This window comes from Aeromonas enteropelogenes (genome assembly GCF_000819845.1).
GTDB classification, from domain to species: domain Bacteria; phylum Pseudomonadota; class Gammaproteobacteria; order Enterobacterales; family Aeromonadaceae; genus Aeromonas; species Aeromonas enteropelogenes.
The window spans coordinates 168,533-193,813 of sequence record NZ_CDCG01000040.1 but is presented as its reverse complement, the minus strand read 5'-3'; the positions used below and the strand labels follow the sequence as shown (position 1 = coordinate 193,813).

Sequence of the window (25,281 nt, the reverse complement as noted above, 5' to 3'; positions counted from 1 at the left end):
CCGGGGGGATCAGGGTTGAGAGCGGAACTCATCCCGTTCATCGGCTTCCCAGCGTGCCTCCAGCCAGAGCAGATTGCACAGGCCCAGCAGCAGGGCAAAGCCGAGCCCCAGCATCCAGGTGAAGTACCACATGATGTCCTCCTTACTTACTGTCAGTAGAGTTGATGGCTGTCGCGCTTGATGAGGGCACGGTCGAGCTTGCCCCGCACTACCCGATACACCCAGCCGGTATAACCCAGGTTGACCGGCATCATCACCAACACGATCCCGAGCATGATGGCCAACGTCCTGTAACTGGAGGTACCATCCCACAGGGTCAGGCTGCTTGCCGGATCCAGCGATGAGGGCAGCACGAAGGGGAACAGGGCGATAGCCACCGAGCAGAGCATGGCGGCGCAGGCCAGGCCACTGGCCAGCAGTGCCAACCGTCCCTTCTCCTGCCAGGCGGCAAGACCACTCACCAGCGGTGCAACGGCCCCGATGACGGGCACCAGCCAGAACAGCGGTTGTTCGTAGTAGTTGCGCAACCAACCAGCAGCGTGGACGCTCACCCCCTTCATCAGGGGACTCATGGCCGTATCGGGATCAAAGGGCTGGCCTGCAAGGCCGGTCAGTTGATAACCCTGTAGATCCACCAGATACCAGCCAGCCCGCAGATAGCAGAGGGTCACCAGTGGCGCCAGCAAGATAGCAAGCCCGCGTGCGCGCAGAGCTGGCGTTCCCGTCACCTTGGCCTGCAGAAAGCTGGCTCCGTGTAACAGCATCAGGCTGATGACAGTCGCCAGCACCGAAAGCAACCAACCCCAGTGAAAGATAAAGGCGCCATAGTGCAGACGCAGGGCACTGTCGAAGCGAAATGGCAACCCCTGCATCACGAGTCCGATGGCAGCACCGAGGATCAGGGTCGGCACCAAACCGCCTGCCACCAGCGCTCTGTCCCACCAGCGACGCCACACTGGGTCGGTCAGCTTGCTGCGATAGTCAAAACCGACCGGGCGCAGAAAAAGGCCGAGCAGCAGCACCACCATGGGGATATAAAGCACCGAGAAGGCGGCAGCGTAGACCAGCGGCCAGGCGGCAAACAGGGCGCCAGCCCCCGCGATCAGCCACACCTGGTTGCCCTCCCATACCGGCCCCACGCTGTTGATCACCATCCGTCTGTCCTCGTCATCCTCCGAGACCACGGGCAGTTGCATGGCCACGCCGAGATCGAAGCCATCCATCACGATAAAGCCGACCATCATGAAGAGCAGCAGCGCCCACCAGATGAGTTTCAGAGTTGCGTAATCCATCAGGCGATCCTCGCAAGTTCGGATTGTTCACCAGCGTCACGGCTGGCACGGATAATGACTGGCCCCTTGCGGATCACATGACGCAACAGGAAGAGCTCCACTACCAGCAAGAGGGTGTAGATAGAACAGATGGAGATGAGGCTGAACCAGAGCTGGCCTGGGGTCAGCAGCGACACCGAGGCCGACACCGGCAGCACGTCACTGATGGTCCAGGGCTGGCGACCAAACTCGGCCACGAACCAGCCCGCCTCGATGGCAATCCAGGGGAGCGGAATGCTCCACAGCAGCGCCTTGAGCAGGCGGGGCGAGGCGAGCAGCCGGTTACGACAGAGCTGGACAAAGCTCACCACCATCAGCCCCAGCATGACGACCCCGAGTCCTACCATCAGGCGAAAACTCCAAAACAGCGGTGCCACTTGCGGGATGGAGTCCTCTACCGCTTTGGCGATCTCTTCCTCACCCGCCTTGGCGATATTCCTGGCATAGGGTGTGAGCAGCAGCCCGTAGCCAAGATCCTGGCCGTGCTTGTCAAAGAGCGCCCTGTTTTCGGCTGAGTCGTTGCCAGCCCGGATCTGCTCGAGCGCCCCGGCGGCCACCATGCCACTGCGAATGCGCGCCTCGTGCTGCGCTTTCAGATCTTTGAGACCTGTCACCTGCTCATCGAGGGAGCGGGTGGCGATGATGCCCATCAGGTAGGGGATCTTGACCGCGGCATGGGTGGTCTCGGCGCCCTGATCCGGAAAACCAAACAGGGTAAAGGCGGCCGGCGCGGGCTCCGTCTCCCACTCCGCCTCGATGGCGGCCAGTTTGACCTTCTGTACCTCGCCGGTGCGATAACCCGACTCGTCACCGAGCACGATGACCGAGAGGATGGCCGCGAGACCAAAGCCCGAGGCGATGGCAAAGGAGCGCAGGGCAAACTGCACTTCGGTCTTGCGCAGCAGATACCAGCTGCTCACCCCCATCACGAACAGGGAGGCGGCCACATATCCCGCCGCCACCGTGTGGACGAACTTGACCTGCGCCACCGGATTGAGCAATACGGCGGCGATATCCACCAGCTCCATCCGCTGGGTAAGCAGGTTAAACTCGGCCCCTACCGGGTTTTGCATCCAGCCGTTGCCGATGAGGATCCAGAGTGCCGATAGGTTGGAGCCGAGCGCCACCAACATGGTCACCAACAGGTGTTGACCGCGGGAGAGCTTGTCCCAGCCAAAGAAGAAAAGCCCCACCAGAGTGGATTCGAGGAAGAAGGCCATCAGCCCCTCAATGGCAAGCGGGGTACCGAAGATGTCCCCCACGTACTGGGAGTAGTAAGCCCAATTGGTACCAAACTGAAACTCCATGGTGATCCCCGTAGTGACCCCCATCACGAAGTTGATGCCAAACAGCTTGCCCCAGAAGCGGGTAATGTCCTGATAAATCGCCTTGCCGGTCATCACGTAGGCCGATTCGGCGATCACCAGGATCCAGGACAGTCCCAAGGTAAGGGGGACAAACAGAAAGTGGAACAGAGCGGTGGCGCCAAATTGCAGGCGCGACAGGCTGACCACGTCATCCGGATTGATCATGTATCACTCTCTTTTGTTGTATTTGTCTTGCGCGTTTAATGCGTAACAAGTACACCACGAGCCATGACACCTATAACAGATGCAGTTATAGTAAATAACACCTATAACAGTTGGATCAGTTCATGCCCCTTTACCAACAGTTGGCAGAACGTCTGAGCTGCGAGATCGATGACGGCATTTGGCAACCGGGGGAACGCATCCCCTCCATCCGCCAGAGCTGCAAAAACCACAATCTGAGCCCCATGACGGTGCTGCAGGCCTATCAGTTGCTGGAGAGTCAGGGGCGGATCCTCGCTCGCCCCCAGTCCGGCTACTACGTCAAGGCAGCCTCACCAAAGGTGGCGCACCATCCCCCTCGCCAGACCCACTACAGCGGTTCGGTGGACATCAACGATCTGGTATTCGAGGTGTTGCAGGCGAGCAAGTCGCGAGAGCTGGTGCCGCTGGGCATGTCGGTGGCAGATCCCACCCTCTTTCCCCACCCCCAACTCGGCCGGGCACTGGCCAGCTGCATGCGTCGGCTCGATCCCTTCAGCACGGTGGCAGACCTGCCCCCCGGCAACGAGGCGCTGCGTCGCGCCATCGCCCAGCGCTACGCCAGCGAGGGGCTGGCGGTCGATCCCGGGGAGATCATCATCACCACCGGCGCCATGGAGGCGCTCTCCCTCAGCCTGCAAGTGCTGACCGAACCAGGTGACTGGGTGGTGGTGGAGTCCCCTACCTTCTATGGCGCCCTGCAGACCATCGAGCGACTCAAGCTCAAGGCGGTGGAGATCCCGGTGATCCCGGGGGTGGGTATCGATCTGGCACAGCTGGAAGATGCCCTCATCTGCATGCCCGTCAAGGCGTGCTGGTTGATGGGCAATGTCCAGCACCCGCTCGGTCATACCATGCCCGACGAGCACAAGCAGGCGCTGATGACGCTGCTCAACGAACATGGAGTGCCGCTGGTGGAGGACGACGTCTATGCCGAGGTCTATTTCGGCCGCGAGCGGCCAAGGCCCATCAAGTATTGGGACAAGCGTGATGACAGCCTGCTGTGCAGCTCCTTTTCAAAATGCCTGGCACCCGGGTTTCGGGTCGGCTGGGTGGTGGCGGGTCGCCACGCCGAACGGGTGCAGCGGCTGCAACTGATGTCGACCCTCTCCACCAATGTGCCAAGCCAATTGGCGCTGGCCGAGATGCTGCGCCAGGGCGGGGTGGATGCCCACTTTCGCCGGTTGCGCCACACCCTGGCCCAGCGCCAGCAGCAGATGCGGGCCGCCCTGCTACGCCTGTTGCCGGGGGAAGTGAGCATCTCCTCCCCCGATGGCGGCTACTTTCTCTGGCTCGAGTTTGACCCGCGCCTCGACAGCCGCTCCCTGCACGCCCGGGCGCTGGCCAGCGGTTTCTCACTGGCGCCCGGCGCGCTCTTTTCCAGCAAGGGGCTGCACAACCACTGCCTGCGGCTCAACAGCTCCCATCCTTGGAGCGAGCAGTTGGAGGGGGCTCTCACCCGGCTGGCCGAGCTTATCCACCAGCAGCTGGACGCCATTCCTCCAAAAAACAACAAGGCCCCGTAACGAGGCCTTATCGACATTCCATGTACTAACCGGGGATCAGGCTGGGGCATCCAGCTGGGCCACCTGGCGCTCAATGCTGCCTTTGAGGTTGTCATCGAGCTTGAGGGCGCGCGCCAGCTCGTCGAGATAACCGCGCTCCATAAAGTGATCCACGTCGATGGCAAGCAGGGAGGCAAGATAGACCTCGGTCGCCAGCTCCATGTCGGTCACTTCCCGCGCCAGGGCATGGGGATCGAGCGGGCGGGCCAGTTCATCATCAATCCAGCGCGCCGCATCGCTCTGGCCCTGTTCGGTCAGATATTGCTGGATCTTCTGGCGCTCGTCGTTATCGATATGGCCATCGGCTCGGGCCGCCGCCACCATGGCCCGCACCAAGAGAGCTGCGCGGGCATCGAGAGCGTTGCCCTGCAAGGTGCCGATGGGCTGGGTCGGCTGCGCCGGGGCAGACTGCTGAGCCTGCCAGTCCTGATAGAGTTTGTAGGCCAGACCGCCGAGGGCCGCCGCCCCACCGACCGCCGCCACCTTGCCACCATATTTGCGCATCTTCTTGTTGCCAAGCAGCAGGGCCATGGCACCGGCCGCCAGGCCCCCTTGCGCCATCCCCTTCATCTGCGCCTTGCGGCTGTCGCCACCTTCGTTGAGCCAGCCCTTGCCAGCTCCCATCAATTGCTCCAGCATTTGTTTCATGGGACCTCCTCGTTGGATGGTGAACCATGCTGAACCTGCCCCACTGAACTCAAGGTGAATGGATGCCACTGCCCCGCCTGCTGTTACTGACTCTGCTGACCCTGATGGCGTTCGCCGCCAACTCGGTGCTCTGTCGGCTGGCCCTGTTTGAAGAGCGGATGGATCCCGCCCTCTTCACCCTGCTGCGCCTGACCAGCGGCGCCCTGGTACTGGTGTTGCTGTGCGGCGCGCGCAAAAAATCGCCTCGCCAGGGGGATTGGGGTGGTGCCCTGGCCCTTATCACCTATGGCGCTACCTTCTCGTTCTCCTACCTCACCCTGACCGCGGGCACCGGCGCCCTGTTGCTGTTTGCCGCCGTCCAGCTCAGCATGCTGGTACCGCCCCTGCTGCGCGGGGAGTCCCTGCCCCGGTGTCAGTGGCTCGGCCTGCTGCTCGCCATGGCGGGTCTGGTGGTCTTGTTGCTCCCCGGCCTCAGCGCGCCGGATCCGCTGGGGGCAGCCCTGATGATAGTGGCCGGCATCGCCTGGGCCGGTTATACCCTGCGGGCCTCGCGCTTTGCCGATCCGGTCGCTGCCAACGCCGGCCACTTTCTGCGCGCCAGCCTGCCGGCCGCCCTGCTCTATCTGTTGCTCGGACAGTTGCAGACCAGCCCCGTCGCCATCGGTTATGCCCTGGCCTCGGGGGCGCTGGCATCCGGCCTTGGTTATGCACTCTGGTATCTGGTGTTGCCCCATCTTGGCCGCACCCTGGCCGCCAGCGTCCAGCTGCTGGTGCCTCTGCTCGCCGCCCTGGCTGGGCTCATCTGGTTGGATGAGTCCTGGTCGCTGCGCTTGGTATTGTCGACCCTGGGCATCTTGGGGGGGATTGCCCTGGTGATTGCCGGACGCCCCCCTTCAGGAGAAAAATCATCATGAAGATGCTCGTATTGCTGCTCGGTTGTGCCCTCTCGCTCCCCCTGCTGGCCGCAGTGGAGGACAGGGATGCCAAACAGGCCAAACTGGACGCCGCCTGCCAGCAAGCCCAGCAGCAATTGATTGAACAGGGCAAGCAGCAGCGGATCGACGCCTGCATCAAGGAAGGCGGCAAGGCCGCCAAGTGTCAGCAGGAGTTCGCCAGCTTCGGCCAGCGCGAGGGCAACAAGCGCCCTGCCCTTGGCGACCTGCCCCCCTGCCAGCAGGCTGAAACCTACCGCAAGAGTTACCGGCAATGAACCCGGATCAAGGAGAGTACATGACCCCACCCCGCGAGCTGACCCTGCAATTTCTGGCCGAGCCTGCCGACGTGAATTTCGGCGGCAAGGTGCACGGCGGCATGGTGATGAAGTGGATCGATCAGGCGGGCTACGCCTGCGCCGCCGGCTGGTGCAGCGGCTATGCGGTCACCGTCTATGTGGGGGGGATCCGCTTTTTGCGCCCCATCCAGATAGGTCAGCTGGTGGAGGTACACGCCCGGGTGATCCACACAGGCACCACCAGCATGCACCTGGCGGTAGATGTCTACAGCCGCCACCCCACTGAGGCCCAGCGTCACAAGACCACCCACTGCATCATCATCTTCGTTGCCATGGACGAGCAAGGCAAACCGACCCCGGTACCCCAGTGGCAGCCGGTCTCGGCCGCCGATCTGCAGTTGCAGCTCTATGCCAAAAAATTGATGGCCCTGCGCGAGGAGATAGACAAGGAGATGCGCCAGCACCTCTAACCCCAGTCAGTCGGGACGGCGCCCCGTGTATAATGGCGCTTTCCCCTTACCGGAGCCCCCCATGTCACTGGAAAATGCCCCCCCCGAAGTCCAGCTCGCGGTGGATCTTATCGAACTGCTGGAGACCAACCGGATCGATCCGGCCCTGGCTCTCGCGGCGCTCGCCATCGTCCAGCAGGATTACCAGCGCAAGCTGGAAGAGGGACGGGATCACTGACCCCAGCCTCTTTCCCAAAGCAATACACCGGCCTGATGGCCGGTGTATATGCGAGTCGATGACAACAACGCGAGCAGACAAGGCGCCCTAGCGCCCCTTCTTCTGCCGCCCACCCTGACCGGCGCGCGGCTTGCCCGCGGCGGGTTTGCCTCCCTTGTTCGGGGCTCCTTTGCCGGCACCGCCTTTGCCTGCGGCAGCTTTCCCTGCACCTTTACCGCCACCGCCCTTGCCGACCGGGGTTTTCTTCTCGAATGCTTCCGGGCCCGGCACATTGGGGCGTCCACCAATTTCGTGGGCATCATCCCGGCGCGGTTTTTTGCCCTGTACAGGCTTGCCCCCCTGCCCCTGATTGCCAGCCCCCTTGTTGCCCTGCGGAGTTGCGTTCTGCTTGCCCTTGGCCGGTTTCACCTCGGAGAAGGAGTCCTCAATCAGCTTGAACAGCTCAATGAGCTCGTCACCGTCAAGGTCGCGCCACTCACCCACCGGCAGCCCCTTGAGGCTGACGTTCATGATGCGAATACGCTCAAGCTTGGTTACCTCGAAGCCGAAGTGCTCACACATGCGGCGGATCTGGCGGTTCAGCCCCTGCACCAGGGTGATGCGAAACACGAACGGCGCCTCTTTTTTCACCTTGCACTTCTTGGTGACGGTGCCGAGGATCGGCACCCCGGCCGCCATCCCTTTGATAAAGTCGTCGGTCACCGGTTTGTCGACGGTCACCAGATACTCTTTCTCGTGATCGTTGCCCGCCCGCAGGATCTTGTTGACCAGATCGCCGTGGTTGGTGAGAAAAATAAGGCCCTGGGAGTCCTTGTCGAGCCGGCCGATGGGAAAGATGCGGGTGCTGTGGTTGACGAAGTCGACGATGTTGTCCTTCTCACCCGCCTCCGTGGTGCTGACAATGCCCACCGGCTTGTTCAGCGCGATAAACACCAGGCTGTCGGCCTCGCGCGGCTCGATCACCTGACCGTTGACCTTGACCAGATCCCCGGCAAACACCTGATCCCCCACCCCGGCACGCTTGCCGTTGATAAAGACGTGGCCCTGCTCGATAAAGCGGTCGGCCTCGCGGCGCGAACAGATGCCGCTCTCGCTGATGTACTTGTTCAGGCGCATGGATTCATCGGCCAGCATGGGTCACCTGCCTGCGGGCAGAAGCCTCGCCTCGTTGAACTCTGGTATTGTTTGCCAGCGCAGGCTCGGCCAGCGGCATCAACCGCGTCACCGCGTCAAGTTTTTGCATAGTTTTCCATCTTAAAAAGGGCAAAGGCCAGCTTATCCGTCAAAAATGCCGACACAGTAGCATATTGCCAGCTTTAACACGCCGGATACTTGCTCGCGGCGCCCCCCTACCAGCCAAAATGCGCCAGGGGTCACGCCTCTCCCTCTCGTTACACTCGTTTATCGTTATTTGGTTGTTATGCACAGGCGCCGTCTCTGCGCCATACGGAGCTAATATTTTCTTGCTATTTATTAATCAAAAATGCATAAAAAGATTTTCATCAACACGAATTATCTTGTGCCCGTCGCCCTGACTCTCGGTAGTTTTCAACGATTGGCACAATAATCGGCGGCAAGCCCATCATTAAGTCGGATCTTTGTCTGCGTCCAAGTGACTTATAACCTCAAAAATTTGGATGCAGGGCATGTGCTTTTCTCTGGCAAGAGGCCAATTTCACCCTTCACTACAGGAGTTACAGATGAGTCATTCCCTATCCCGGGCGGACTTCCTGGCGCAGGTCGCCAGCCGCAATCCCCACCAGCCGGAATTTATCCAGGCCGTCAGCGAGGTGCTTGCCTCTATCTGGCCCTATGTCGAGCGCCATCCCCGCTACCTGCAACATGGCCTGCTGGAGCGACTGGTGGAGCCGGAGCGGCTGATCCAGTTTCGCATCAGCTGGGTGGACGATCAGGGCCAGGTACAGGTAAACCGCGGCTACCGCGTCCAGCACAGCTCCGCCATAGGTCCCTTCAAGGGGGGGATGCGCTTTCACCCCTCGGTGGATCTCTCTGTGCTCAAGTTCCTCGCCTTCGAGCAGACCTTCAAGAATGCCCTCACCACTCTGCCCATGGGCGGTGGCAAGGGGGGCAGCGATTTCGACCCCAAGGGCAAGAGCGAAGGAGAGGTGATGCGTTTTTGCCAGGCGTTGATGCTGGAGCTTCATCGCCATCTGGGGGCCAACACCGACGTGCCGGCCGGTGACATCGGCGTCGGCGGGCGCGAGGTGAGCTACATGACCGGCATGATGAAGAAGCTCACCAACAGCGCCGAGTGCGTCTTTACCGGCAAAGGGCTCTCCTTTGGCGGCAGTCTCATTCGCCCTGAGGCCACCGGCTACGGCCTGCTCTATTTCGCCCAGGCCATGCTGGCCCATCGCGGTCAGTCGCTGGCTGGCATGACAATGTCGGTGTCTGGCTCGGGCAACGTGGCCCAGTACGCCATCGAGAAGGCGATGGAGCTAGGGGCCCGCGTCATCACCGCCTCCGACTCCGGTGGTACCGTGTACGATCCCGACGGCTTCACCCCCGAGAAGCTGGCCCGGTTGATGGAACTCAAGAACGAGCAGCGCAAGCGCATCGCCGATTACGCCTATGAACTGGGGCTCGAGTATTACAGCGGCCGCACCCCCTGGCATATCGCCACCCAGGTCGCCCTGCCCTGCGCCACCCAGAACGAACTGCTGGAGGAAGATGCCCGCGAGCTTATCGCCCATGGGGTGCAACTGGTCGCCGAGGGCGCCAATATGCCGAGCAGCGCCGAGGCCATCGCGCTGTTTCACGAGGCCAAGGTGCTGTTTGCCCCGGGCAAGGCGGCCAATGCCGGCGGGGTGGCCACCTCGGGCCTTGAAATGAGCCAGAATGCCCAGCGCCTTGGCTGGAGCCGGGAAGAGGTGGATGCCCGCCTCCAGGGGATCATGACCAGCATCCACGCCACCTGCGTGCGTTACGGCCAGGATGAGGAGGGTCATGTGAACTACGAAAGCGGCGCCAATATCGCCGGTTTCGTCAAGGTGGCTGATGCCATGTTGGCGCAGGGGGTCTGCTAACTCCGCCCGTCCCATCTCGAGGGGGTGGCTTGAACGAGCGCCCTCTCCCGCCAATAATAACGGCAGCCCATGGCTGCCGTTATTGTCTCTCTGCTCCACTTCACCGTTACTTCACCCAAGCATGGCAGGCTGCGCACTCCCCCTTTCTCACCGCATGTCGCGAACAAGGAGCACCCCATGACAAGACTCGGCATTCTGCTCATTCTGGCAGGGCTCGGCTGTTTTCTGGCCTTTCATCAGATAGGCGCCACTCTGGATACTCAAGGAGTCCTCCATGAGCCGTTCGCCCTGATCCCTCTGGGCTATCTATTGCTCTTCGCAGGCGCTGTGTTAGCCCTGCTTGTTCCGCTGCACTCGGTACTGCGCAGACGCGCCGCCAAGGGAGAATGAGGCAAGGCGCCAAAAGGTCAGCGATAACGGCTTATTTCGATGAGGTTCCGATCCGGGTCGAGGAGATAGACCGACTCGATGGGTCCGCAGGCACCGCTCTTTATCACGGGCCCCTCCACGACCTCGACATCCAGGCTCGCAAGCCGGGCCAGCACCTGATCCAGAGGCCAGTGGGTAATGAGGCAGAGATCCCCCGAGCCTACCCGCGCCCGGTTGCGCGGCTCCTGCCCGAGCAGCTGCAAATTGATCTTCTGGTTGCCAAAGCGCAGGGCGCGGCGCCCCTCGCCAAAGGTAACGGCCTCCATATTGAGCACTGTGCTGTAAAACCCCACCGAGCGTTCGATATCGCTGACTGTCAGTACCAGATGGTCGATATGGCTGATCATGCATCCTCCCTGTGATTATCGCTGTCATGGCTATCAAGATGATGGCGGCTCCCGCGATATACCTACCCTACTCAACTGACGTAAACAGCGAGTAAGCAAAACGGCTCAAACGTGCGGCAAACAGCCTCTTTTTGAGAATATCGGTAGACAGCCTCACTGCACCTTGGCACACGCCTTGTCACGCTGGGCCTGCAGGGCTTCATCCTCGCTATCCATGGCCGCCAGAATGGCCTGATTGCAGGCCCGTTCTGCCAATTGGGCCGGGTTCTGTCTGGCCTCCCCTATCTCGGCGATCATGGGGCGGTAGCTGACCGCCGCCTGGCAATACATGGCGCGAAACCTGGGCTGCTGCAAACTGCTGTCGTCTTGGCGATTCAGATCGTCGCAGAGCCGGTGAAACAGCGCCGATGCCTTGACCGTACACTGGCTAAAGCGCCGAACATCCTGCTCGTAAGGTCGGCAAACACTCTGTGGCTGGATCCGCCACAGCTGAAAAGAGTAGGGCACCTGCTCCCCCTCATACTGCACCACCAGCGTCTTAAGCTCGGTGCCATAAATATCCGACACCTGCTGCTGCACCAGGTTGAGATAGGCCGAGAAAAGATAGGATACCGGATCCATCACCACCTCCTTGTGGTTGCTATTGCCGAGCTGTATTACGGAAAACCGTGAGCGATTTTCAAACGAGTAACAGACGACAGCAGCTTACTGATTTGGTTGGAAAAAATGATACTATTCTTGCCACCCTCATGTACAACGTTCAAGGCCAGTATGCGATGCAACAATGCGGTATTTATGAACAGCTCATTACTCAACTGCTGACATCTAGACTCGACCGCGAGCGCTTTTACGTAGGGGAACGCCAACTTGAGCCTGCTGAAGCGGCTGTCTGGTTATCGCGATTTCTGAGCAGGGTTTTGGAATATGCGGTGGGCTCGGTCACTGGAGAGGATCAGTTGCAACGGCAGATTGAGCTGGCTAACCAGTTATTGCTTTGGCTAAAGGATCGCACGCAAGACTCAGACTTTATTGGCGAGAACCTCATCGATAGTCAGGGAAAAATCCTGACAGCTCTGTACCAGTTGGATAACCCCATCTCCGCCAATCTGAAACAATATGCGGAGGATATTTTCCCCCTGACTGGTCTCACTCAAAGTGAACTGTTTTGTGGCAGCAATGCAGGTTTGTCGATGGAGTCGGAGATTAAACGGGAGATATTATCGGCAGATAGCATCTGCTGGCTGGTCTCATTTATCAAATGGGCAGGTATCCGTATTTTCCGTCATGAGTTAGAGGAGTTCACCCGCAGCGGCCGCCAATTAAAAGTGATTACAACCTCTTATATGGGGGCAACCGATGCCAAAGCGGTCGAATTTTTAGCCAGCCTGCCCAACACAGAAGTCAAACTCAGCTACAACACCCAGCGTGAGCGGTTGCATGCCAAGAGTTATCTCTTTTGCCGAAATACCGGCTTTCATACCGGCTATATAGGTTCATCGAACCTCTCTCATTCGGCCCTCACCAGTGGCTTGGAGTGGAACCTAAAAATCACCTCGCAAGAGATCCCTCATATTATCGAGAAATCCCTGAGTACCTTTGAAACCTATTGGGAGTCCGATGACTTTGAGCTGTTCGATGGCAAGCTCGAAAGCCATACAAAATTGCAGCATGCGCTGCAAGAGGCCCGTGGATATGGTGACAGAAATAGCCCCAACTATTTCTTTGATATCACGCCATTTCCCCATCAACAGGAGATCCTTGAGCAATTGGCGATGGAGCGTGCTTTACACCAGCGCTTCCGTAACTTGGTGGTGGCAGCCACCGGTACAGGGAAAACCCTGATCTCCGCCTTTGATTTTGCGCGTTTTCTGAAAACCAAACCTGACGCCAAGTTCCTGTTTGTCGCCCACAAAGAGGAGATCTTGCGCCAAGCATTGGCCTCGTACCGCGGAGTGCTCAAGCAATCCAATTTTGGCGAACTCTTGGTCGGTGGTGCCATGCCTACCCACTACCGTCAGCTATTTGCCTCGGTGCAATCTTTGAATAACCAGCGGGCTAATTTGCGTCTTAGCCCAAATTATTTCGATTACATCGTCATCGATGAGGTTCACCATATTGCAGCGGCCAGTTATCGTAGTTTGCTCGCCGCCTTTGAACCTCACATTTTGCTGGGATTAACCGCAACGCCAGAGCGCCATGATGGCGGTGATATTCTCGCTGACTTTTGTGGTGTGATCGCGGCAGAGATCCGCTTGCCAGAGGCCATCAATCGTCGCCATCTCTGTCCGTTCCAATATTTTGGTATCGATGATGATACTGACTTGCGCCAAGTTGCTTGGAAAAATGGCCGTTATGACATTAGTGAGCTCACCAATATCTATACTCACAATCAGCAGCGGGTACAGAAGATAGTCCAAAGCCTCAATGAGATCGTCACCGATATTACCAAGATCAAAGCGCTGGCATTTTGTGTGAGCCGTGAACATGCCGATTTTATGTGCAAGGCATTTTTATTGAAGGGCATCAAGGCTGACATCCTCACTAGCGATAATCGAGACGAGCGCCATAGCAAACAACAGGGTTTGCGTACTGGGGTTATCAATATTCTTTGCGTAGTAGACATCTTCAACGAAGGTGTCGATATCCCGGAAGTCGATACGTTGCTGTTTTTACGACCAACGGAAAGCCTCACCATCTTCTTGCAGCAATTAGGGCGGGGCCTGCGGCTGGCGAGCGATAAAGAGTGCTGTACCGTGTTGGATTTTGTTGGCAATGCTCGCGCGGAGTATGACTTTGCCCAGAAATTCCGGGCTCTGGTGGGTAAAACCAATAAGGCGATCAGCCACGAAATCAAACAGGGCTTCCCTCACGCCCCATTGGGTTGCCGCATAGAGCTCTCAAAACAGACCCAAGAGTTAATTCTTAGCAATATCAAGAAGGCGACCCTCAATACCTCGCGCCTCATGGGCTTGATCCGCCGTTTCTCACAGGATTGTGATTTACCGCTGACACTGGCGAACTTTTTGAAGTTTTACCCTCATATCAGCCTTGAGGAGATCTACAAGCGCGGCAATTGGAGTACCTTGGTCAAACAGGCCCGCAACCATACCATTTCTGAAATGAGCGATGAGAAGCTATCCACCCTCTACACCCGGGCTATCAGAACCCGGCTATTGGGCTGCGATGCGCTTAATTACTTGAACTTCTTACAAACCTTGGTGGAAAGCGCCTTTACCTTAACGGCCGAGCATGATGAACGGATGGCCTTGATGTGCCACTACGACTTCTGGCAACAGAGTGGCCCCAACGCAGGCTTTAGCTCCTTGGCGCACAGCCTGAAACAACTCAATCAACCAGAGTTAAGGGCCGAGCTGGCAGATCTGCTGCCCATGCTGATCAACCGGGTGCAACATGAGCAACGGGCCATGCCTCACCTTCCCGGCAATCCACTGCAACTGCATGCCCGTTATGCCAGAGAGCAGGTGCTGGTTGGCTTTGGCGCAACCACCTTCGGGCAACAACCCACGGCTCGAGAAGGGGTCTATGTCATCGCGGAGCAAAATATCGAGTTGCTGTTTGTGACTCTGAATAAAACTGAGCAGCACTTCTCCCCCACCACCCGTTATCACGACTACGCCATCAACGAGTCGCTGTTTCATTGGCAGAGCCAAAACAGCGCTCGCCCTGAGCGGGGTAAGGGTCTGAGTTACATACACCACAGAGCAGAAGGTAAGCGCTTGTTTCTGTTCGTCCGCGAGCAGAGCAAAGATGAATTTGGCCGCACCCTTGGCTTCGTGAACTTTGGCGAGGTGGAGTACGTATCTCATAGCGGCAGCCAACCGATGAACATCAAATGGCGCCTAATGACCCCAATGCCGCCATTTATGTGGAAAGAAGCCGCCAAACTGGCGGTTGGTTAGTGAACATCTTCGTCCTGAAGGAATATGGAGCAAAACCTGCCGCCATCTTGAGCAAAACCGCGGGCAAATTATCCGGTTGCATAATAACCCTGTCCCCTTGCGGTTGTTTAACGTGCCCTAAAATCAGATAATACCGCCCGCCTTCAAACCGGATAACCCGACATTCGATGACTGAGTACCTGCTTTTATTGATCGGCACCGTGCTGGTTAACAACTTCGTGCTGGTGAAATTCCTCGGCCTGTGCCCCTTCATGGGGGTCTCCGGCAAGCTGGAAACCGCCATCGGCATGGGGTTGGCCACCACCTTCGTGATGACCCTCGCCAGTGCCAGCTCCTATCTGGTGGAGCACTATATCCTGCTGCCGCTGGATATCGTTTACTTGCGCACCCTCGCCTTTATCCTGGTGATCGCCGTGGTGGTGCAATTTACCGAGATGGTGGTACGCAAGAGCAGCCCCACCCTCTATCGCCTGCTGGGGATCTTCCTGCCCCTCATCACCACCAACTGCGCCGTACTCGGGGTGGCGCTGCTGAGCATCAATGAGCGTCACAATTTTATCCAGAGCGTGATTTACGGCTTTGGCGCCGCGCTTGGCTTCTCGCTGGTGCTGATCCTGTTTGCCGCCATGCGCGAGCGACTGGTGGCCGCCGATGTGCCCGCCCCCTTTCGCGGGGTTTCGATTGCCATGATCACTGCCGGCCTGATGTCGCTGGCCTTTATGGGCTTTACCGGCCTAATCAAGATATAACCATGATCCATATTCTCTTTGCCATTCTGGTGCTCACCCTGCTGGCGCTGGCGTTCGGGATTATCCTGGGCTTTGCCGCCGTCAAGTTTCATGTGGAGGAGGATCCCGTCGTCGATCAGCTCGACGCCCTGCTTCCCCAGACCCAGTGCGGCCAGTGCGGCTACCCGGGCTGCAAACCCTACGCCGAGGCGGTTGCAGGTGGCGACGCCATCAACAAGTGCGTGCCCGGTGGTGACGCCACCATGCGCAAGATTGCCGATCTGATGGGGGTCGAACCCCAGCCGCTCGGCGGGGGGGACGAGGCCGCCGTGCCGGTCAAGAAGGTCGCCTTTATCCACGAAGATCAGTGCATCGGTTGCACCAAGTGCATCCAGGCCTGCCCGGTAGACGCCATCGTCGGCGCCACCAAGGCGATGCACACCGTGATCGCCAGCGAATGTACCGGCTGCGATCTCTGTGTCGACCCCTGCCCCACCGATTGCATCGAGATGATCCCGGTGCCGACCACGGTCGATAACTGGAAGTGGGATCTCAACAACGTCATCATCCCGGTCAAGGTAGTGGAGTAACCATGCAGTCCTTACTCGAACATATCAAAGCCGGCACCTTGTGGGATTTTCACGGCGGCATTCATCCGGCCGACAACAAACGTCAATCGAGCCAGACCCCGGTAGTAGACGCAGGTCTGCCGCCACAACTCATCATTCCGGTACGCCAGCACGCAGGCCTGGCCGGCGATCTGCTGGTGCAGGTGGGTGATCGGGTCAAGAAGGGCCAGCCCCTGACCCGTTACGCCAAGGGGCGAATCGTGCCGGTCCATGCCCCCACCTCGGGCACCGTTACCGAGATTGGCAACCACACGGTTGCCCATCCCTCCGGTCTCGACGATCTTTGCATCACCCTCACCCCGGATGGCGAGGATACCTGGGGCGAGCGCAATGGCAAACCCGACTACTGGAATCTGGAACGGGGCGAGCTGCTCGAGCGCATCCAGCAGGCGGGCATCGCAGGCCTTGGGGGCGCCGTCTTCCCCACCCACAGCAAGCTTGATGGCCGTGGCCAGCTCACCGAGATCCTGATCGTCAACGGGCTGGAGTGCGAGCCCTACATTACCACCGACGATCGGCTGATGCAGCAATACGCCGACGAAATCATGGATGGCATCCGGGTACTCAAGCACCTGCTCAAACCCAAGCTCACCCTGATCGGGGTGGAAGACAACAAGCCGGAAGCCATCGACCAGCTGACCCGCCACGCCACCGACGAGGACGTGCTGGTCAAGACGGTGCCCACCAAGTACCCCTCGGGCGGTGCCAAGCAGACCATTGAGCTGCTCACCGGTCGTCAGGTGCCCAAGGGGGGCCGGGCGGTCGATATTGGCATCATGGTGCTCAACGTCGCCACCGTGTTTGCCATCAAGCGCGCCATCATCGACGGCGAGCCGCTGATCGAGCGGATCGTCACCCTCACCGGCGACAGCTTCAAACAGCCCGGCAACGCCTGGGTGCGCCTGGGCACGCCGGTGCGCTGGCTGCTGCAACGCTTTGAGTTGCAGCCCGAGGCGGATCAGCGAGTCATCATGGGGGGCCCCATGATGGGCTTTACCCTGCCCCACGCCATGGTGCCCGTGGTCAAGGCGACCAACTGCCTGCTGGCCCCAACCCGTGCCGAACTGCCCTTCCCCGGTCCGGAACAGGCCTGCATCCGTTGCAGCGCCTGTGCCGATGCTTGTCCGGCCACCCTGCTGCCCCAAGAGCTCTACTGGTACAGCCGGGCCAGGGAATACGACAAGGCAGAAGGGCTCAACCTGTTCGACTGCATCGAATGTGGCGCCTGCGCCTGGGTCTGCCCGAGCGAGATCCCGCTGGTGCAGTACTACAAGATTGCCAAGGATGACATTCGCGAAGCCCGTGCCGAAGCCGAGAAGGCCGAGCGTGCCAAGCAACGCTTCGAGGCCAAGCAGGCCCGTTTCGAGCGGGAAAAAGCGGCCCGCGAGGCTCGCCACGCCGAAGCCGCCGCCCAGCGCCGTCAGGCCATGACGGCCGCCGGGGGTGAAGACCCGGTGGCTGCGGCCCTTGCCCGCATCAAGGCCAAGCAGGAGGCCCCTGTCACGGCCGTTGCCGCCACCGCACAAGGCTTGCCCGACAACAGCGCGGTGATCGCCGCCCGCGAGGCTCGCAAACGGGAGGCAGAAGCGCGCCGCGCAGCCAAGGCGGCCGAAGCGTCGGTTGCCGCAGCGAGTGACACCACAGCCACGGCCGAGGCGGATCCGAAAAAAGCGGCCATCGCCGCTGCACTGGCGCGGGCCAAGGCCAGGAAAGCCGCCCAGAGCGGTGATGCCGAGGCAGCACAGACCGCTACATCAGATGCACCAGTGAGCTCCGCGGCCGATAGCGATCCGAAAAAAGCCGCCATCGCGGCAGCCATTGCCCGTGCCAAGGCCAAGAAAGCCCAGGCAGGCGATAAGGCTGATGCCACCGAGCCAACCGTTGACAACAAAGTGGCTCAGGCTGAACCGGCAAGCCCCGAGGTCGATCCCAAAAAGGCAGCCATTGCCGCTGCCATCGCTCGCGCCAAGGCCAAAAAGCTGGCTCAAAGCGGTGAAGACAATCAGGTAAAGGCTGCACCGGCCCCAGAAGCAAGCGAGGCCCCAGCCGAACCGGCAAGCCCCGAGGTCGACCCCAAAAAGGCAGCCATTGCCGCCGCCATTGCTCGTGCCAAGGCCAAAAAGCTGGCCCAAAGTGGTGAAGGCAATAAGCTAGAGGCTGCTCCAGCCTCTGAGGCAAGCGACGCCCCAGCCGAACCGGCCTGCACCGAGGTTGACCCCAAAAAGGCCGCCATTGCCGTGGCCATCGCTCGCGCCAAGGCAAAAAAGCTGGCGCAGCAGCAGGGAGAAACGGATCAATCTGAGGCTACTCCAGCCTCTGAGGCAAACGGGGCCCCGACAGAGCCGGCCAGCACCGAGGTCGATCCCAAGAAGGCAGCCATTGCCGCCGCCATCGCTCGGGCCAAGGCCAAGAAGCTGGCCCAAAGCGGCGAAGGCAATCAGGTAGAGGCAGCACCAGCCCCTGAAGCAAGCGAGACCCCAGCCGAGCCGGCCAGCACCGAGGTCGATCCCAAGAAAGCCGCTATTGCCGCCGCCATCGCTCGTGCCAAAGCCAAGAAGCTGGCGGCACAAGCCGCGGCCAATACCGGTGCAAATGCCAATGAAACGTCGCCGAGCGAAGGCTCATCGCCACACTGATCGTTACAACAGAGGTAACCGACTTCTCCATGTTCAATATCGCGACTGCGCCGTTTGCCCATAACCGCAAACAGACCCGAACCCTGATGCTGCTGGTGATCCTCGCCTGCGTGCCGGGTTTTCTGGCCCAGACCTGGTTCTTCGGCTGGGGCACCCTTATCCAGATCCTGCTGGCGCTGGTGACCGCGCTGGGCTGCGAGGCGCTGGTGCTCAAGCTGCGTGGCCGGGCCATCAAGCCCGCCCTGCTGGATGGCAGCGCGGCGCTGACCGCCGTGCTGATCGGCCTCTCCCTGCCGCCACTGCTACCTTGGTGGATGCTGGTGGTGGGCACGGCGTTTGCCGTCATCATCGCCAAGCACCTCTATGGTGGCCTTGGTCAGAACCTGTTCAACCCGGCCATGGTGGCCTATGTGCTGCTGCTGGTCTCCTTCCCGGTGCAGATGACCAGCTGGTTGCCGCCAGAGAGCGTGCGGGCCTATGACTTGGGGCTTGGCGACGCCCTGTCGGTGATTTTCACCGGTTTTAGCCTCGACGGCTACAGCATGGCCCAGCTCAAGCAGGGGGTGGACGGCCTCACCATGGCCACCCCGCTCGATACCCTGAAGACGGGCCTGACCCAGGGGCTGACCACCAGCGAGATCCTGAGCGGCCCGCTGTTTGAAGGCTGGGGCGGTATCGGCTGGAGCTGGGTGAACCTGGGCTACCTGCTGGGAGGCCTGTTCCTGCTGCAGCAGAAGGTGATCAACTGGCGCATTCCGGTGGCTGTGCTCGGCGCCCTGCTGGTCTCTGCCACCCTCGGCTATCTGCTGAGCCCGGATGCCACCGGCACCCCCATCTTCCATCTGTTCAGCGGCGCCACCATGCTGGGGGCCTTCTTTATCGCCACCGACCCGGTGACGGCCAGCACCACGCCCCGTGGCCGCTTGGCTTACGGGGTGCTTATCGGCGTGCTGGTCTATATTATTCGCCGCTTTGGCGGCTACCCGGATGCCTTTGCCTTTGCCGTGCTGCTGGCCAACCTCTGCGTCCCGCTGATCGATAGCCTGACTCGCCCGAAAGTGTATGGAGCCCGTCGCAAATGATCTCTCTTCGTCCTCTTGTCACCGCCGCCGGAGCCCTGTCATGTTAAAAAGCATGGGAAAAAACGGCCTGATCCTGGCCCTGTTCGCGCTGGGTTGCACCGCACTGGTGGTGCTGACCCACGAATTGACCAAAGAGAAAGTGGCCCAGCAGCAGCAGCGGGAAAAGTTGCAAACCCTCTCGGCCCTGCTGCCGGAGGGAAGTTATGACAACGATCTGGTGGCCAGTTGCAAGCTGGTGACCAGCCGCAAATACCTGGGCAGCGATCAGCCCCAGGCCCTCTACACCGCCACCAAGGGGGGCGTCGCCACCGGCTATGCACTGGAGACCATAGCGCCGGACGGTTACAGTGGAGCCATCCGCCTGATTGTCGGCATCGATGCCAAAGGCACGATCAGCGCGGTGCGGGTACTCGAGCACAAGGAGACCCCTGGCCTTGGCGACAAGATTGAGCTGAAAAAATCGGGCTGGATCAACAGCTTCGCCGGCAAGTTCCTGAGTGCGGACAACGAGGCCAGCTGGGCGGTGACCAAGGATGGCGGCGAGTTCGACGCCTTCACCGGCGCCACCATCACGCCGCGCGCCGTGGTCAAGGCAGTGAAGAACCTGCTGACACTGCAGCAAAAGCATCCCGAATGGCTAAGCAACGCCCCGGCCTGTCCGGCGGCCCAATAACCGGAGTCGATCCCGTCATGACACAGATGGAACAGATTGAAACGGGCACAGTCCCGACAGCCGAGCCGGACAACCGCAAACGCGAATTCAAGGAGCTGATGGTACAGGGGCTGTGGAAGAACAACCCCTCCCTGGTGCAGGTGCTGGGCTTGTGCCCGACACTCGCCGTCTCCTCCACCTTCACCAACGCCCTGGGGCTGGGTCTGGCCACCATGGCGGTATTGATCGGCTCAAACCTCGCCGTCTCCCTGGTACGCAACTGGGTGCCGAAAGATATCCGCATCCCGGTCTACGTGATGATCATCGCCTCCCTGGTGACCAGCGTGCAGCTGCTGATGAACGCCTACACCTATGGGCTCTATCAGGCGCTCGGCATCTTCATCGCGCTCATCGTCACCAACTGCGTCATCATAGGTCGGGCCGAGGCCTATGCCTCCAAGAACCCGCCGCTGCTGGCCGTCATCGACGGCTTCATGATGGGGCTGGGCTTTACCCTGGTGCTGCTGCTGCTGGGGGCGATGCGTGAGATCATCGGCATGGGCACCCTGTTTGACGGTGCCGAGCTGCTGCTCGGCGACTGGGCCAAATCCCTGCGAATCGAGCTGTTCCACGCCGATGCCAGCCTGCTGCTGGCCATTTTGCCACCGGGCGGCTTCATCGGTCTGGGGCTGCTTATCGCCGCCAAGAATGCCATCAACGACTGGCGCCACGAAAAGCAGTCGGCCACCATAGCCCACTGCAGCGTGCCCCCCGCCAGAGCGCGGGCAACCCAGCTCTGAGACAAGAGGGAGCCATGAACAACCAGAAACGCCGCCAGATCCTGGAGCGGCTGCGGGAGCACAATCCCCACCCCACGACCGAGCTCAACTTCAACTCGCCGTTCGAGCTCCTGATCGCCGTGCTGCTCTCGGCCCAGGCGACCGATGTGAGCGTCAACAAGGCGACCGACAAGCTCTATGCCGTGGCCAATACCCCGGCGGCCATGCTGGCCCTCGGGGTGGACGGGGTGAAGGAGTACATCAAGACTATAGGCCTCTTTAACACCAAGGCCGAAAACGTCATCAAGACCTGCACCATACTGCTCGATCGCCACGGCGGCGAGGTGCCGAAAAATCGCGAGGCGCTGGAGGCCCTGCCAGGGGTGGGTCGCAAGACTGCCAATGTGGTGCTCAATACCGCCTTTGGCTGGCCCACCATCGCCGTCGACACCCATATCTTTCGCGTGTCGAACCGCACCGGTTTTGCGGTGGGCAAAAACGTGGATCAGGTGGAGGAGAAGCTGCTCAAGGTGGTCCCTGCCGAGTTCAAGCTGGACGTGCACCATTGGCTGATCCTGCACGGACGCTACACCTGTCTGGCTCGCAAACCGCGCTGCGGCTCCTGTATCATCGAAGACTTGTGCGAGTACAAAGAAAAGGTCTACCCGGAGAGCTGAGCCCGGTGACCTGAACAAGGTGGTTTGAACCGCAGGGCCCCTGCGCTCTTAAGCCATACCGGCGGCCTCGCTCGCGAACATCTGCGGCAGCGGCTTCTCGCGTATCGAAGCGCTGTGTGAATACAAAGAGAAAACTACCCGGAGAACTGAGCAATGAGAATTCTGCATACCATGTTGCGTGTGGGCGATCTGCAACGCTCCATCGACTTCTACACCCGCGTGCTTGGCATGAAGCTGCTGCGCCAGAGCGAGAACAGCGAGTACAAGTACACCCTGGCCTTTGTCGGTTACGGTGACGAGAAGGATGAAGCCGTCATCGAGCTCACCTACAACTGGGGGGTGAGCGAGTATGAACTGGGCACTGCCTATGGCCACATCGCCCTGGAAGCGGACGACATCTATGCCACTTGTGACGCCCTGCGCGCCGCCGGCGCCAAGATCACCCGCGAGCCGGGCCCTGTCAAGGGCGGCACCACCGTCATCGCCTTCGTCGAAGATCCGGACGGTTACAAGATTGAGTTGATCGCCAAGAAAGATGCCGGCATGGGCCTGGGCGATAGCCACTGATCCCCTGACCGCAGAAGATAAAAAAAGAGCGCTCTGGCGCTCTTTTTTATGTCTGTGGCAGTGCTCAAATCTCGCCGTTGCGGCCCATGCTGATCACCACCCGCCGGTTCTTGGCGCGGCCCTGCTCGGTTTCGTTGGAGGCGACGTGCTGCTTCTCGCCGTGCCCCTCTACCGAGATCTTGCCGGGATCCAGCCCCAGATCGACAAACACCTTCTTGATGGCGTCGGCCCGCTTCTCCGAGAGCTTCTGGTTCGGCCAGCGACCGCCGTAGCTGTCGCTGTAGGCGTCGATCACCACCACGTCGATGCTCTTGTCCGCCTTGATGAACTCGCTGATCATCGCCAACCGCCGCTTGGAGGAGATGGAGAGCTGATCGCTGTTCTTGTCGTAAGTGAGCACGCTAAAGGCGATGTCGTTGAAGCTGTAGGGCAGCAAGCCGCTCAGGCAGTCGAGGAATGCCTGGTACTTGACCCGGAAGTTGACTGAAGAGAGGGAGACCCGTACCGCCCGGTTCTGACGATACCAGTCCCGATATTGAAAGGTCGGCATGCGCCCCCCTTCCAACTCGTCCAGCATGGTCCAGGCGGTCTGCCCGTCGACCAGGCCATCGAACTGCTTGAAGAAACGCAGCTGGCTCACTTCCCGCCCGGCGATGCCGGGGCGCCACATGGGCGGCATGATGCCGAGACTCACCGTCTGGGTCTGGGCTTGGGGACGCTTTCCTTTTAGCTCGAAATCGAGGTTGATCTTGCGGCCGGCACGGCTAACGAAGGCCCCCGTGCCCCAGTTGGGAATGGGATGTTCGAGACGGCATTCGATCTGGCTGTCGGAGGTCAAACGCCAGACGGATTGATCCAGGCCGGCACCGAATTCGGTGACCCCCGCCTGCAACTGCATACTCACTGATATGCTGACCAACCCTAACACCCAAGCGTTCAATTGCCTGCCCTCCACGCGATCTCTTTTCAGATATCGGCAAGGGCAGGCCAAGCTTTAGGTATTAATGGCTCAGTGGGAAGCGGGGGGCTCCATCAGCCGGAAACAGGCGATACGCCCCGCCAGCTCGCGGGCCAACTGATCCAGCTCTGTGCTGTTTTTTTGCAGAGTAACGGAGTGCTGGCGGTGCGCCTCGTACACCTCGCGAATGGTCAGCATGTTGTTCTGGATATCGTCGGTGACGTAGCGCTGCTCCTCGGTGGCAGTGGCCACCTGGGCGGTCATCTCGCTTACCTTGCGCACCTCGTCCACTATATCGGTCAGCTCGCTGCCAGCCCGTTTCGCCTCGGTGACGCTGAGCGCCGCCTGTTCGCTGCCCGACTGCATGGCCACTACCGCCTGACTGGCACCAGAACGCAGGCGGGAGAGCATCTGTTCGATATCATCGGCCGCCTGTTGGGTACGGTTGGCCAGGGTGCGCACCTCGTCGGCCACCACTGCAAAGCCCCGCCCGGACTCCCCGGCCCGCGCTGCCTCGATGGCCGCATTGAGAGCCAGCAAATTGGTGCGATCGGAGATCTGCTTGATAAGGCTCAGGGCCTCCACTGCCGACTCGGTATCCTGATGCAGGTTGTTGACCAGCTGGCGGGTCTGGGTGAGGGTATCGGCCACCTGGGCGATGGCGGCGATGGTCTGATCCACCTCCTTGTCCCCCTGGCGGGCACGGCCGATGGCCTGCTGGGTTGCCTGGGAGGTCTGGGTGGCATTGCGGGCGATCTCGGCCACGGTGGACGCCATCTCGGTGGCGGCGGTTGCCACCAGATCTACCTGCCCCACCCCGCGCTCGACCCCCTCGTTGACTTCGGCGATCACCTCGTTGGAGGCAAAAGCACTGCGCGTCAGCACATCGCAGGAGCGGCGCACTTCGCACAGCAAGCCTTCGAGGTGTTGCAGGAACTGGTTCAGATCCCGGGAAAGCGCCCCCAGCTCGTCGCCGGACTGCCAGTTCACCCGCACCGTCAGATCATTCTCATTGACCAGACGGGAGAAGGTGCGGTGCAGGGCGACAAAGCCCAGATGCAGATCCCGCAGTACCTTCCAGCTGATGAGACAGGTCAACAGCAAACAGACCAGCACCGCCAGGGTACCCCACCAGAAGTTGTGCTGGCTGCTGATCTGCATCTGCGCTACCCGCTCAAAGAGCTGCTGGTAGAGCTGATCTTCACCCTGTTTGAGCAGATCGATCTTCTTGGTACTGACCGCAAACCACTGTTCGGGATCAACGCCAAAGCTCCCTTGCGCCATCTTGTCGAGGGCAACCTGCTCCAGCTTGCTGACCTCCCCCATCACGGGAGACTGAAGCAGGGTATCAAGCAGCCCTATCTGTTCATCCGTGGCAACCGCCCGAAAACGCTCGAGATAGCTCTGCTGGGAAGCGAGCAGCGACATGAACTGCTGCAGGGTGGCGGGCGTGAAGCTGTCTTTGGCAAACACGTTGCTCAGGGTTGCCCGCTCCATCCCCATGCGCTCCTTGTTTTGCAGGAAGGCGGCATAGGCGTTGGTCTGCAGGGCGATGCCTGCATCCCGGCTGCGCAGGCTGATCTCGTCAACCACCCCCAGCAGGGAAGCGATCAACTGGCTATAGAAGGCCACCTGACGAGGCGCTTCTATGGTCAGCTGACTGACCTGATCGCGGATCCCGGCCAGCTGGGCCAGCCCCTGATCCGCCTGCTCATGGGCGATCCCCTGATCCTCGGCCCGAAATCTGGCGATGGCCTCATCCACCGCCGCCCGCTGTTGTGGCAGGGCATCGGCAAACTT

25 protein-coding genes are annotated in these 25,281 nt (G+C 60.2%); 16 read left to right on the top strand and 9 right to left on the bottom strand.

All coding sequences use genetic code 11. The features are described from left to right. Positions 1-9: 9 nt before the first annotated feature. From BN1123_RS17635 to BN1123_RS17625, 3 genes are read right to left on the bottom strand one after another with little or no spacing between them, the layout of a single operon-like run. The gene (locus BN1123_RS17635) at positions 10-132 is read right to left on the bottom strand and encodes a cytochrome bd oxidase small subunit, CydX/CbdX family (protein WP_042028632.1); all 123 of its coding nucleotides are present in this window, start codon (positions 130-132) and stop codon (positions 10-12) included. Between the two features lie 20 nt (positions 133-152). Next, entirely contained in the window at positions 153-1,292 is a 1,140-nt protein-coding gene (cydB, locus tag BN1123_RS17630; RefSeq protein WP_042028629.1) for a cytochrome d ubiquinol oxidase subunit II, read from the bottom strand. After that, positions 1,292-2,863, bottom strand: a complete 1,572-nt coding sequence (locus BN1123_RS17625; protein WP_042028628.1) for a cytochrome ubiquinol oxidase subunit I — start codon at positions 2,861-2,863, stop codon at positions 1,292-1,294. Before BN1123_RS17625 ends, cydB begins: the two co-directional genes overlap by 1 nt. 122 nt (positions 2,864-2,985) lie before the next feature. On the opposite strand from BN1123_RS17625, the gene BN1123_RS17620 reads away from it, so the two are divergent. Next, a complete protein-coding gene (locus tag BN1123_RS17620) occupies positions 2,986-4,425 on the top strand; it encodes an aminotransferase-like domain-containing protein (RefSeq protein WP_042028627.1) in 1,440 nt (479 codons plus the stop codon). 36 nt (positions 4,426-4,461) lie between these two features. On the opposite strand, the gene BN1123_RS17615 is transcribed toward BN1123_RS17620, so the two are convergent. Next, a complete protein-coding gene (locus tag BN1123_RS17615; RefSeq protein WP_042028626.1) occupies positions 4,462-5,112 on the bottom strand; it encodes a tellurite resistance TerB family protein in 651 nt (216 codons plus the stop codon). Positions 5,113-5,174: 62 nt separating this feature from the next. Here BN1123_RS17615 and BN1123_RS17610 point away from each other — a divergent pair, with 62 nt between their 5' ends. The 4 genes from BN1123_RS17610 to rsmS all read left to right on the top strand — a co-directional run bounded on the left by BN1123_RS17610 (position 5,175) and on the right by rsmS (position 7,030). Next, complete coding sequence (locus BN1123_RS17610; protein WP_042028625.1) at positions 5,175-6,026, top strand: DMT family transporter; 852 nt, start codon at positions 5,175-5,177, stop codon at positions 6,024-6,026. Then, complete coding sequence (locus BN1123_RS17605; protein WP_042028624.1) at positions 6,023-6,322, top strand: hypothetical protein; 300 nt, start codon at positions 6,023-6,025, stop codon at positions 6,320-6,322. Before BN1123_RS17610 ends, BN1123_RS17605 begins: the two co-directional genes overlap by 4 nt. Before the next feature lie 20 nt (positions 6,323-6,342). Then, positions 6,343-6,813 (top strand): acyl-CoA thioesterase, encoded by a 471-nt coding sequence (locus BN1123_RS17600; RefSeq protein WP_042028622.1) that lies wholly within the window; start codon positions 6,343-6,345, stop codon positions 6,811-6,813. 61 nt (positions 6,814-6,874) lie between these two features. After that, complete coding sequence (rsmS, locus tag BN1123_RS21045; protein WP_082037565.1) at positions 6,875-7,030, top strand: pleiotropic regulatory protein RsmS; 156 nt, start codon at positions 6,875-6,877, stop codon at positions 7,028-7,030. A gap of 87 nt (positions 7,031-7,117) precedes the next feature. Here the strand turns inward: rsmS and rluF are convergent, their stop codons facing one another. Continuing rightward, positions 7,118-8,164, bottom strand: a complete 1,047-nt coding sequence (rluF, locus tag BN1123_RS17595) for a 23S rRNA pseudouridine(2604) synthase RluF (protein ID WP_042028621.1) — start codon at positions 8,162-8,164, stop codon at positions 7,118-7,120. A 566-nt stretch (positions 8,165-8,730) separates the two neighbouring features. Here rluF and gdhA point away from each other — a divergent pair. Further along, complete coding sequence (gdhA, locus tag BN1123_RS17590) at positions 8,731-10,077, top strand: NADP-specific glutamate dehydrogenase (RefSeq protein ID WP_042028618.1); 1,347 nt, start codon at positions 8,731-8,733, stop codon at positions 10,075-10,077. Between the two features lie 177 nt (positions 10,078-10,254). Next, on the top strand, positions 10,255-10,467 hold the full coding sequence (locus BN1123_RS17585) for a DUF3955 domain-containing protein (protein ID WP_042028617.1): 213 nt from the start codon (positions 10,255-10,257) through the stop codon (positions 10,465-10,467). A gap of 17 nt (positions 10,468-10,484) precedes the next feature. Here BN1123_RS17585 and BN1123_RS17580 read toward each other — a convergent pair whose 3' ends face one another. Then, on the bottom strand, positions 10,485-10,853 hold the full coding sequence (locus tag BN1123_RS17580) for a VOC family protein (protein ID WP_042028616.1): 369 nt from the start codon (positions 10,851-10,853) through the stop codon (positions 10,485-10,487). Positions 10,854-11,006: 153 nt separating this feature from the next. Then, positions 11,007-11,474 carry a hypothetical protein gene (locus BN1123_RS17575; RefSeq protein WP_042028614.1) on the bottom strand — a complete coding sequence of 156 codons (468 nt, stop codon included), beginning with the start codon at positions 11,472-11,474 and terminating at the stop codon, positions 11,007-11,009. A gap of 155 nt (positions 11,475-11,629) precedes the next feature. Between BN1123_RS17575 and BN1123_RS17570 the strand changes: the two genes are divergently transcribed. The 9 genes from BN1123_RS17570 to gloA all read left to right on the top strand — a co-directional run bounded on the left by BN1123_RS17570 (position 11,630) and on the right by gloA (position 22,523). Then, the gene (locus BN1123_RS17570) at positions 11,630-14,773 is read left to right on the top strand and encodes a DEAD/DEAH box helicase (protein WP_042028703.1); all 3,144 of its coding nucleotides are present in this window, start codon (positions 11,630-11,632) and stop codon (positions 14,771-14,773) included. A gap of 167 nt (positions 14,774-14,940) precedes the next feature. Next, positions 14,941-15,522 carry an electron transport complex subunit RsxA gene (rsxA, locus tag BN1123_RS17565; protein ID WP_042028612.1) on the top strand — a complete coding sequence of 194 codons (582 nt, stop codon included), beginning with the start codon at positions 14,941-14,943 and terminating at the stop codon, positions 15,520-15,522. Positions 15,523-15,524: 2 nt separating this feature from the next. Further along, positions 15,525-16,091 carry an electron transport complex subunit RsxB gene (gene rsxB, locus BN1123_RS17560; protein ID WP_026458166.1) on the top strand — a complete coding sequence of 189 codons (567 nt, stop codon included), beginning with the start codon at positions 15,525-15,527 and terminating at the stop codon, positions 16,089-16,091. A 2-nt stretch (positions 16,092-16,093) separates the two neighbouring features. Continuing rightward, positions 16,094-18,766 (top strand): electron transport complex subunit RsxC, encoded by a 2,673-nt coding sequence (rsxC, locus tag BN1123_RS17555; protein ID WP_042028611.1) that lies wholly within the window; start codon positions 16,094-16,096, stop codon positions 18,764-18,766. A 29-nt stretch (positions 18,767-18,795) separates the two neighbouring features. Further along, complete coding sequence (gene rsxD, locus BN1123_RS17550; RefSeq protein ID WP_042028609.1) at positions 18,796-19,848, top strand: electron transport complex subunit RsxD; 1,053 nt, start codon at positions 18,796-18,798, stop codon at positions 19,846-19,848. A 40-nt stretch (positions 19,849-19,888) separates the two neighbouring features. Continuing rightward, positions 19,889-20,521 carry an electron transport complex subunit RsxG gene (gene rsxG, locus BN1123_RS17545; RefSeq protein WP_042028608.1) on the top strand — a complete coding sequence of 211 codons (633 nt, stop codon included), beginning with the start codon at positions 19,889-19,891 and terminating at the stop codon, positions 20,519-20,521. Positions 20,522-20,547: 26 nt separating this feature from the next. Further along, positions 20,548-21,300 carry an electron transport complex subunit E gene (locus tag BN1123_RS17540; protein ID WP_042028701.1) on the top strand — a complete coding sequence of 251 codons (753 nt, stop codon included), beginning with the start codon at positions 20,548-20,550 and terminating at the stop codon, positions 21,298-21,300. A 14-nt stretch (positions 21,301-21,314) separates the two neighbouring features. Next, the gene (gene nth, locus BN1123_RS17535) at positions 21,315-21,956 is read left to right on the top strand and encodes an endonuclease III (RefSeq protein WP_042028606.1); all 642 of its coding nucleotides are present in this window, start codon (positions 21,315-21,317) and stop codon (positions 21,954-21,956) included. Between the two features lie 153 nt (positions 21,957-22,109). Next, complete coding sequence (gloA, locus tag BN1123_RS17530; protein ID WP_026458785.1) at positions 22,110-22,523, top strand: lactoylglutathione lyase; 414 nt, start codon at positions 22,110-22,112, stop codon at positions 22,521-22,523. A gap of 64 nt (positions 22,524-22,587) precedes the next feature. Here the strand turns inward: gloA and BN1123_RS17525 are convergent, their stop codons facing one another. Together BN1123_RS17525 and BN1123_RS17520 are read right to left on the bottom strand one after the other, a co-directional pair. Beyond that, positions 22,588-23,463, bottom strand: coding sequence for a flagellar protein MotY (locus BN1123_RS17525; RefSeq protein ID WP_185377951.1), 876 nt, complete (start codon positions 23,461-23,463; stop codon positions 22,588-22,590). 69 nt (positions 23,464-23,532) lie between these two features. Further along, positions 23,533-25,281 (bottom strand): methyl-accepting chemotaxis protein (locus tag BN1123_RS17520; RefSeq protein WP_082037564.1); only part of this gene is annotated, 1,749 nt, incomplete at its 5' end.